This window comes from Paenibacillus sp. y28 (genome assembly GCF_037137075.1).
Taxonomy (GTDB): domain Bacteria; phylum Bacillota; class Bacilli; order Paenibacillales; family NBRC-103111; genus JBBBNV01.
This window is the reverse complement of the sequence record NZ_JBBBNV010000024.1, coordinates 65230-72650: the sequence shown is the minus strand read 5'-3', so window position 1 is coordinate 72650 and position 7421 is coordinate 65230. Positions and strand designations below refer to the sequence as shown.

Annotated in this window: 4 protein-coding genes and 1 pseudogene; all 5 read left to right on the top strand. The window is 56.9% G+C overall.

Annotation, left to right across the window (positions count from 1 at the left end):
- Positions 1 to 4266 (top strand): annotated as a pseudogene (locus WBG83_RS17435) (hypothetical protein); the annotation flags it as partial.
- A gap of 86 nt (positions 4267 to 4352) precedes the next feature.
- Positions 4353 to 4979 (top strand): CIS tube protein, encoded by a 627-nt coding sequence (locus tag WBG83_RS17430; protein WP_336746539.1) that lies wholly within the window; start codon positions 4353 to 4355, stop codon positions 4977 to 4979.
- A 194-nt stretch (positions 4980 to 5173) separates the two neighbouring features.
- On the top strand, positions 5174 to 6262 hold the full coding sequence (locus tag WBG83_RS17425; protein ID WP_336746538.1) for a phage late control D family protein: 1089 nt from the start codon (positions 5174 to 5176) through the stop codon (positions 6260 to 6262).
- Positions 6262 to 6981 (top strand): phage baseplate assembly protein V, encoded by a 720-nt coding sequence (locus tag WBG83_RS17420; RefSeq protein ID WP_336746537.1) that lies wholly within the window; start codon positions 6262 to 6264, stop codon positions 6979 to 6981. Before WBG83_RS17425 ends, WBG83_RS17420 begins: the two co-directional genes overlap by 1 nt.
- Positions 6982 to 7013: 32 nt before the next feature.
- Complete coding sequence (locus tag WBG83_RS17415; RefSeq protein ID WP_336746536.1) at positions 7014 to 7415, top strand: GPW/gp25 family protein; 402 nt, start codon at positions 7014 to 7016, stop codon at positions 7413 to 7415.
- Positions 7416 to 7421: the final 6 nt, after the last annotated feature.

Genomic DNA, 7421 nt, shown 5'->3' with positions numbered 1-7421 from the left:
CGGGAGCGGGAGCGCCGTGCGAGCGAGGAAGCAGCGGAGCAGGCGCGGGGCCGGAGCGAGGCGGAGACGCGGGAGCGCCGTGCGCGCGAGGAAGCGGCGGAGCAGGCGCGAGGCTGGAGCGAGGCGGAGACGCGGGAGCGCCGTGCGCGCGAGGAAGCGGCGGAGCAGGCGCGAGGCCGGAGCGAGGCGGAGACGCGGGAGCGGGAGCGCCGTGCGCGCGAGGAAGCGGCGGAGCAGGCGCGGGGCCGGAGCGAGGCGGAGACGCGGGAGCGCCGTGCGCGCGAGGAAGCGGAGGAGCAGGCGCGAGGCTGGAGCGAGGCGGAGACGCGGGAGCGGGAGCGCCGTGCGAGCGAGGAAGCAGCGGAGCAGGCGCGGGGCCGGAGCGAGGCGGAGACGCGGGAGCGGGAGCGCCGTGCGAGCGAGGAAGCAGCGGAGCAGGCGCGAGGCTGGAGCGAGGCGGAGACGCGGGAGCGCCGTGCGCGCGAGGAAGCGGCGGAGCAGCTTAGCAGTGAAGCTGTCCCTCAAGGGCGTAAGGGGCCCCAAGCAGAGGTTCGCGTTGAGCGTCCGGTGTGGGAGCGCCCCGCCGGCTTGCCGCCTGCTCCTGTACTGCGGGGCTTTGCGGCAGAAGCAGGTGGAGCCTTTGGGCACACCGCCAACAACCAGCGGAGCTTAAATCAGAGGCAGACGTTTGTTCATCGCGAGGCGGAGTCAAGAAGCGCTTCTGGAGAAGGCCAAGCGGATGCTCTGACTGCTCAAGCGAGTGCCGCCGAAGCGGCAAAGCTTGCAGAGGCAAAGCTTCAACAGCTGGATCATGCAGTAAGCCAACTGCACAAGCAGCTTCAGCAAACGGAGCAGCGCCAAGAACAAGCTGTAAACGCCGAGCAGCAGTCCGGTAGCGTTAAGGAGGTGCAGGCCTCTTCTAACTCAGTCTCTTCGACTCCTTCGAAGCGTCCGGCAGGGGAACAAAATATGCCCCCGGACATCCGGAGCGAGGAGCCCGGCCAGACTCGCGGAGCAGTTGAACCGCCAGAGCCCCGGAGTCCCCGGGACAACGAACAGAATCGGCCTGTACAGCAAAAATCCGTTTCCTCGGGGCAATCTGGCACAACAGAACGGGAAGACGGCACTTCCGTTCAACAGACGAATCGCGGCGAACGCCAACAGCAGCAGGAGGGGCCGCAGCCTGTTAGCACTCCGGACAGGTCGGCACAAGCTTGGCCGACCCGTAAAGAGGACTCGCCGGAGCCTTTTAATCCAAGCGGAAAAACAGATTCAAGCACGGCCCCAGCCGGTTTCAAATCTAGGGATTCATCAGGGGAGCTTTCAGCAGATGATTTGTCCGGCAAGCCTGCGCAGATTCAGGCCCGATCGGATTCGGCGGCTGAAGATTCAACCGGCGGTATGTCCCGTATACCACATGCAGAAGTACTACTGTCCTCCGAGCGAGAGCAAGGACCGCCTTTCATACAACCGCTTGCGCAAAATGAAGCTGTTGAACCTGTTATACAGGGGTCTGTGTCTCCGCCAAATTTTTCGGACAATGCTGTGCCTTTAAGGGAGCAGGCCGAAGAATTTCATGGAGAATGGACGGCGCAGCAAGGCCTGGAGCTTGTCTCGCCGCTGGAGGTTATTCGCCGTCAGCCTGAAGGGACAACGGTTTCAACGGCAGTATGGCGGAGGGTATCCCGCCAACCGGAGCCGATTTTTAACTCTTCCGCTTGGGCAGCTTCTGATGCAGGCTCGGCAGCCAGTCTGGCTATACAAGCCTTCAAGCAGCATCGGCAAAGGACTTCGCCCGTGCCTTTTAAAGCCTTTGAAGCGTTTGAAGCGTTTGCTGCCCAATGGCAGAGAAGCAGCCTTGGCTGGAGCAGGCCTATGCCTGATGGCATTGCTGGAGTGGGGCCTCGCGAAGGAACAGGTCTGGTAGCCGGGGAACGAAGCGATGATAGACAAGCCGCAGAGATGGCATCCTCTCGTCGATTTGTCCCAATACCAAGCAAGCCTGTCTCACGTTTGGAGGTGTCTTCCAAGCCGGAAGGACGTCTAATGTCAGGCGTACAGCCGGGTCAGCCGGTTTCCCTGTTCTCTTCAATTACCGAGCCGGGCACGGCAGGCATCAACGGGGTACGGCTGCAGCTGCATCATTTCATACGTGCTGTCAGAAGCTTTCCAATGTCCTACAACGAAGTGGCACGATCCGTCGGCCTTTTGTCCAGCACACAGCTTGCCAGGCTCGCTGGCAGCTCGGGGGAGACGGCGGGAGGTCCACTGCTCTCCTCCGCATCCGAACGAATAAGGCCGCATGGCGCTGTAATTCAAGCCTATGCTGACAGAGCCGGACGCACGGGAGCTGCTCTGCAGGCAAACGAGGCAGAGCATCAAAACGCGGCAATTTCCCGGCAAATGCCCTGGATTGCGGATTCAACAGCGCCTAATCCTTTCGGGCCGGCTGTCATGCCGGGCAGTGCTTCCCGGCTGATGAGCCGATTGGAGCGGATTGTTCAAATTCCTCTGCTCCTGATGCCTGCTTTGTCAAGGCAAGGTGTAGAAGCAGCCTGGCAGCAGCGGCTGAATGGAGCAGGACTGGTGTGGCGGGGAGATGGGCTGAAAGGCAACCCGGCTGCATTTGCAAGGGACGGTCTGGCAGCGCTGGCTCGATTGGTGGAAAAAGGCGCCCAGCCTAATGTTCTTCAGGGTCATCGAGTGATTCAGCTGAACAGCATATTCCGGCTTCGCCCAGAGCAGCAAGGTATCGTAGAACAATTTCTCAGTCCTGCTTCGTCAGGCGGTTTGTCGGGGGCGGCAGGTCAACTGCGCAGCTTTACAGCGGCACTGCTTCGGCAGGCACAAGAAATGGACGGGCCCCGTCCCGGAAGCCTCGGGGGCCTCTATAGCCCGAGGGGGGCCGCTGGCCAATTCCAGAGCAGTGCTTTTCCGGCATATGGGCAGATGAGCTTATATGCCCGCCAAGGCAGGGGGCTAGGAGCTGCTCTCCTGCGGGCCCTGAAGACAAATGTGCATCCAACCAGCGTGCTGCGATTGCTGCAGACGCTGATTTATCCCGGTACTCCGGTATCGGACAGAAGCATGATCAACCAACCGCAGTTAATTGAAAGGCACATAACACACATAACACCGGGACCGGGCCGATCGTGGCGGACAGGTCAAACGGTTCATAGCTCGGAGCGATTGCCGGGAAGCGGCATCATCCACATGTCCGCTGCACGGGAGCGGCAGCAGTCAACCTTCGTGGAAGCGCTGGGCGAGGCTCTCGGCTTGAATTATGCCCCGCATACGGCGGTATCGCTTGCCGCACGCCTGCCGCTTATATTTGCGGAAGGGGCGCGTCCTGAACTACGCAGCTTGGCTGCAAGGCAAGGCTTGCTTCCTCCGGCACTGCGGCGTTCAGTCACACCGCTGCAGCGGTTATCGGCGGAAGGAGAAGGACAGCTTCCTCCCGCGGCCCGATCCGCGCTTGTACTTGCTGCAGCCCTTAACCGGGCGGAGCAGCGCAGGGCGGCGCTGCATCACCCGCAGCAGCCTGAGGCTCTCCTGGCTTCGGCTGCATCACCCGCAGCAGCCGGGAGAGCCGGAGCGATTAGCCGTCTTCTTGCAAGCGCGAAGCTTCAGCATCCTGCTCAAGCCGCTGCAAGTACAGCAGCACCGGATCGCGGACAGAAGCCGGCTCCAGCTGCAGTGCTGCATCGCGCTAGCCGGCCGGGGCAAAGCTTAGGCTCCCCCCTTGGGGGGAACGGAACACCGGCGATGCTGGAAGCCCGACATGCCGGGGGACGGTCCGCCTCTGTGCTGCAGCAGCACCGTATCGGGGCTTCACCGGCAGCAGCCCGTCTCACCACAGCCGTACGTCCTGGTATGCCGGAGAGCGTGGCGATTCGGGCCTCCGCATCCTTGCCGTCTGCAAGCAGGGCGGACGTTTTTGGCGGCGAGCCTGTAGTTCATCGTGATTCCAGAGCAGGAGAGCCGGGAAGAAGCGCCTTCGGCGAGCCTATGGCCTCCCCGGCGCTGTATTCGTCCGCTGCTTCACCGGATATGGAGCTGAGGCGGGCCAAGCAGCCTGCCCCGGATTTAAGACCGGTTGAGGAAGCCTCCAACGCGGTGCGCGATATTCAGGAGCAGGTCGAGCAGGTGAAGCAGCAGCTGACTAAATCCTCGCTGAATCATCTCGATATGGATCGCTTTGTAGACAAGGTTTACAAAGAGCTGGAAAAGCGGATTAAGCTGGAACGCCAGCGCAGGGGGCTTTAGCTGAGTCTGCGAACGCGAAATGCCGGAGACACCCGGTTGTCTTCGGCAGAGGAAACTTTATTTTGATGTCAGAGGATGTGAGCTGCATGCCTCAAAAAGCCAAGGTCATTGTGGAGCGAGGACCGAACAATGTCCAGGAAATTGATGTGCTGTTTAATCCAAGCGAGTACGAGCTAAGCTCCGGCAACAAATATTCCTGGCACACGATACCGGGTTTAAATGCGCCGATTGCCCAGTTTGTAAGCGGGGAAGCGACGACGCTGACGCTGGATTTGTTTTTTGATACATATGAAAAGGGCGAGGATGTGCGAAAGCATACGTCCAAAATCAGCAAAATCCTGGATGTGGACAAGGATCTGCATGCGCCGCCTTTATGCAGCTTTGTGTGGGGATCGTTGAACTTCAAAGGCGTGCTGGAGAAGGTCTCGCAAAAGTTTACGATGTTTCTTGATTCAGGCATTCCCGTACGGGCGACGCTTCATGTCACATTCAAGGCTGTACAAAGCATCAAAGAGCAGTTTCAGAACATTCCCCGCCAATCGGCTGACCGCACCAAGCAAAAAATGCTGAATCAGGGGGATCAGCTGTGGATGATTGCCGCTGCTGAGTACGAAGACCCTGGATTGTGGCGCGATATTGCCAGGGCCAACGGGATTGATAATCCGCGTCAATTGGTAACGGGCCGTAAAATAATTGTGCCTCGTCTGGAATAATAGACCGGTTTCCCGTACATGCGGTATGCGGCTCCATAAAAGCGCAGGCGGCTGGCTCCAGGTAGAGTCTGCCGATGCGGAACGCGGGACCCGCTGCCGGAATTTGCGTTCAGCGTGCCTGTCAGGCGGGTGTTTGACGGCGTGCCGAAACATTGTACTTGCAAATCTATTGTGTCGGGAGGCGAATCAGCAGCATGGCGCTTAGTTCAGACAGCTATACGTTTGATGCATTGGAGAAAAAATACCGTAATTTCTACGCCCCCGCATTCGAGGTCATTATCGAGGGCACCAACGTGGTGAAGGAAAGTGTAGCTATTACGACGATTACGGTGAGTACGAGCACTCAGCCCGAAGCGAATACCGCCTCGTTTACCGTCAACAACGCTTACGATGCGGTGAAGCGCGATTTTCAATGGCTGGACAAGTACTTTGTGCTGGGCAAGACGCTGGAGGTCAAAATGGGCTATACGGATAAGCTGGCCTCGGTTTTTTACGGGATTATTACGGAGGTATCCGTAAATTACCCGTCGGAAGGCACACCGACCCTGAATATTACGGGGATGGACATGTCGACGCTGATGATGAAGGGCGGCCAATCGCGTTCGTGGGAAAATAAAAAAATTAGCGACATCGCCAAGGAAGTCGGCAAGAAATATGTTTCCAAATTTGTCATCGACAATACCAATGAGCCGCTCAAAACGATTGCACAAAGTAAAATGAACGACTTTAAATTTTTGCAGTATTTGGCCGGCATGGTCGATTATGATTTTTTTCTGGTCAATAAAACGATGTATTTCCGCAAGCCGCTTACCAGCACGACACCGGTCGTCACGTTGATGTGGGGCAAGCATCTGCTGAGCTTCAATCTGGATATGAATCTGGCTGATCAGGTAACGAAGGTAATCGTACGCGGCTGGGATGATAAAGAGCTGAAGCCGATTGAGGCCACCTCCAAGGACATCACCAAGCTGGGCTCCAATTCCAAGACAGGAAAGGACCTGCTCAAGACGCTCGGCGAGTTTGAGGAAAACATTTATACGAATGTAGACTCACAGGAAGAAGCGCAAATCAAGGCCGACGCTATGATGGCCGAACGGTCGATGAGGCTCATTACCGGAGAAGGCGAATGTCTTGGTCTGCCTGAGCTGGTTGCAGGACGGTATATCCGGCTGGACGGGCTCGGCAAGCGGATGAACCAGCCGTATTACATGACATCAACGAAGCATACGATTAACAGTTCCGGCTACATCACTACATTTTCAGTACAGGGGAATGCTGTGTAATGTTATTTGACCAAATGAACCACACAAACGATGATTTGATTCCAAAAATTAACGGGGTGATGGTGGCGATCGTCACCGACAACAAAGACCCCGAAGGATTAGCCCGTGTCAAGCTGAAGCTGCCGCTTCGCGAGGGCGAAAGCGAAACCGACTGGACCCGGCTTGCCACCATGATGGCCGGCAAGGACCGGGGCAGCTTGTTCATTCCCGAAGTGGGGGATGAGGTGCTGGTGGCCTTTCACCTTGGCGAAGTGCGCCAGCCTTATGTGATCGGCATGTTGTGGAATCAAAAAAATCCGTCTCCTGCAGGTGAAAAGGACAAAAACAACATCCGCAAAATCAAATCCAGGCATGGCCATGAGCTTATTTTCGACGATAATGAATCGGATGCAAAGGTTACGGTTAAAACCAAAAAAGGGAATATCGTGGATATGGTGGACAAGGACGATTCAATCAAAATTGCGGACTCGAGCGGCAACAATACCATTGTAATCAAGGGCGGTTCGGCAAATGAAATTACGATTAAGAGCAGCACCTCTACGATTAAGATGAATGCCAAAGGGGACATCTCGATCGAAAGCACCAAATCGCTCAAGCTGAAATCGACGCAGGTCAACATTGAGGCAAGCGCCACCATGTCCTTAAAGGCTGGAGCCACACTGGATCTGAAGGCGGACGGCATTATCAACATTAAGGGCAGCATGGTCAAAATCAACTGACGGGCCCCGGCGGGTAAGGAGCTGAAGCACCTATGTCAAAATCGTTTTTGGGCCGGGGCTGGAAGTTTCCGATTGAAGTGGACGAGTCCACCGGCAAAATTAAAATGGCCGAATATGAGGATGATATCGCAGAAGCAATACGCATCATTCTTTGGACAGGCAAGGGTGAGCGCGTGATGCGGCCTGACTTCGGCTGCAGCGTGGAAAACTTCGTGTTCGGATCTACAGACGCTACTACGCTGCAGCTGCTGGAAACGAATATTGAGGAAGCGATTCGAATTTGGGAACCGCGGGTGCATGAGGTACAGGTGCGGGCGGTGCCGGATCAGGCCGATCCGGAAAAGCTCCTGATTAACATTCAGTATGAGGTGCGGTCCACCAACAACTTGTTTAACCAGGTATATCCGTTCTATATTCACGAGGGTACGAAATAAATTGGC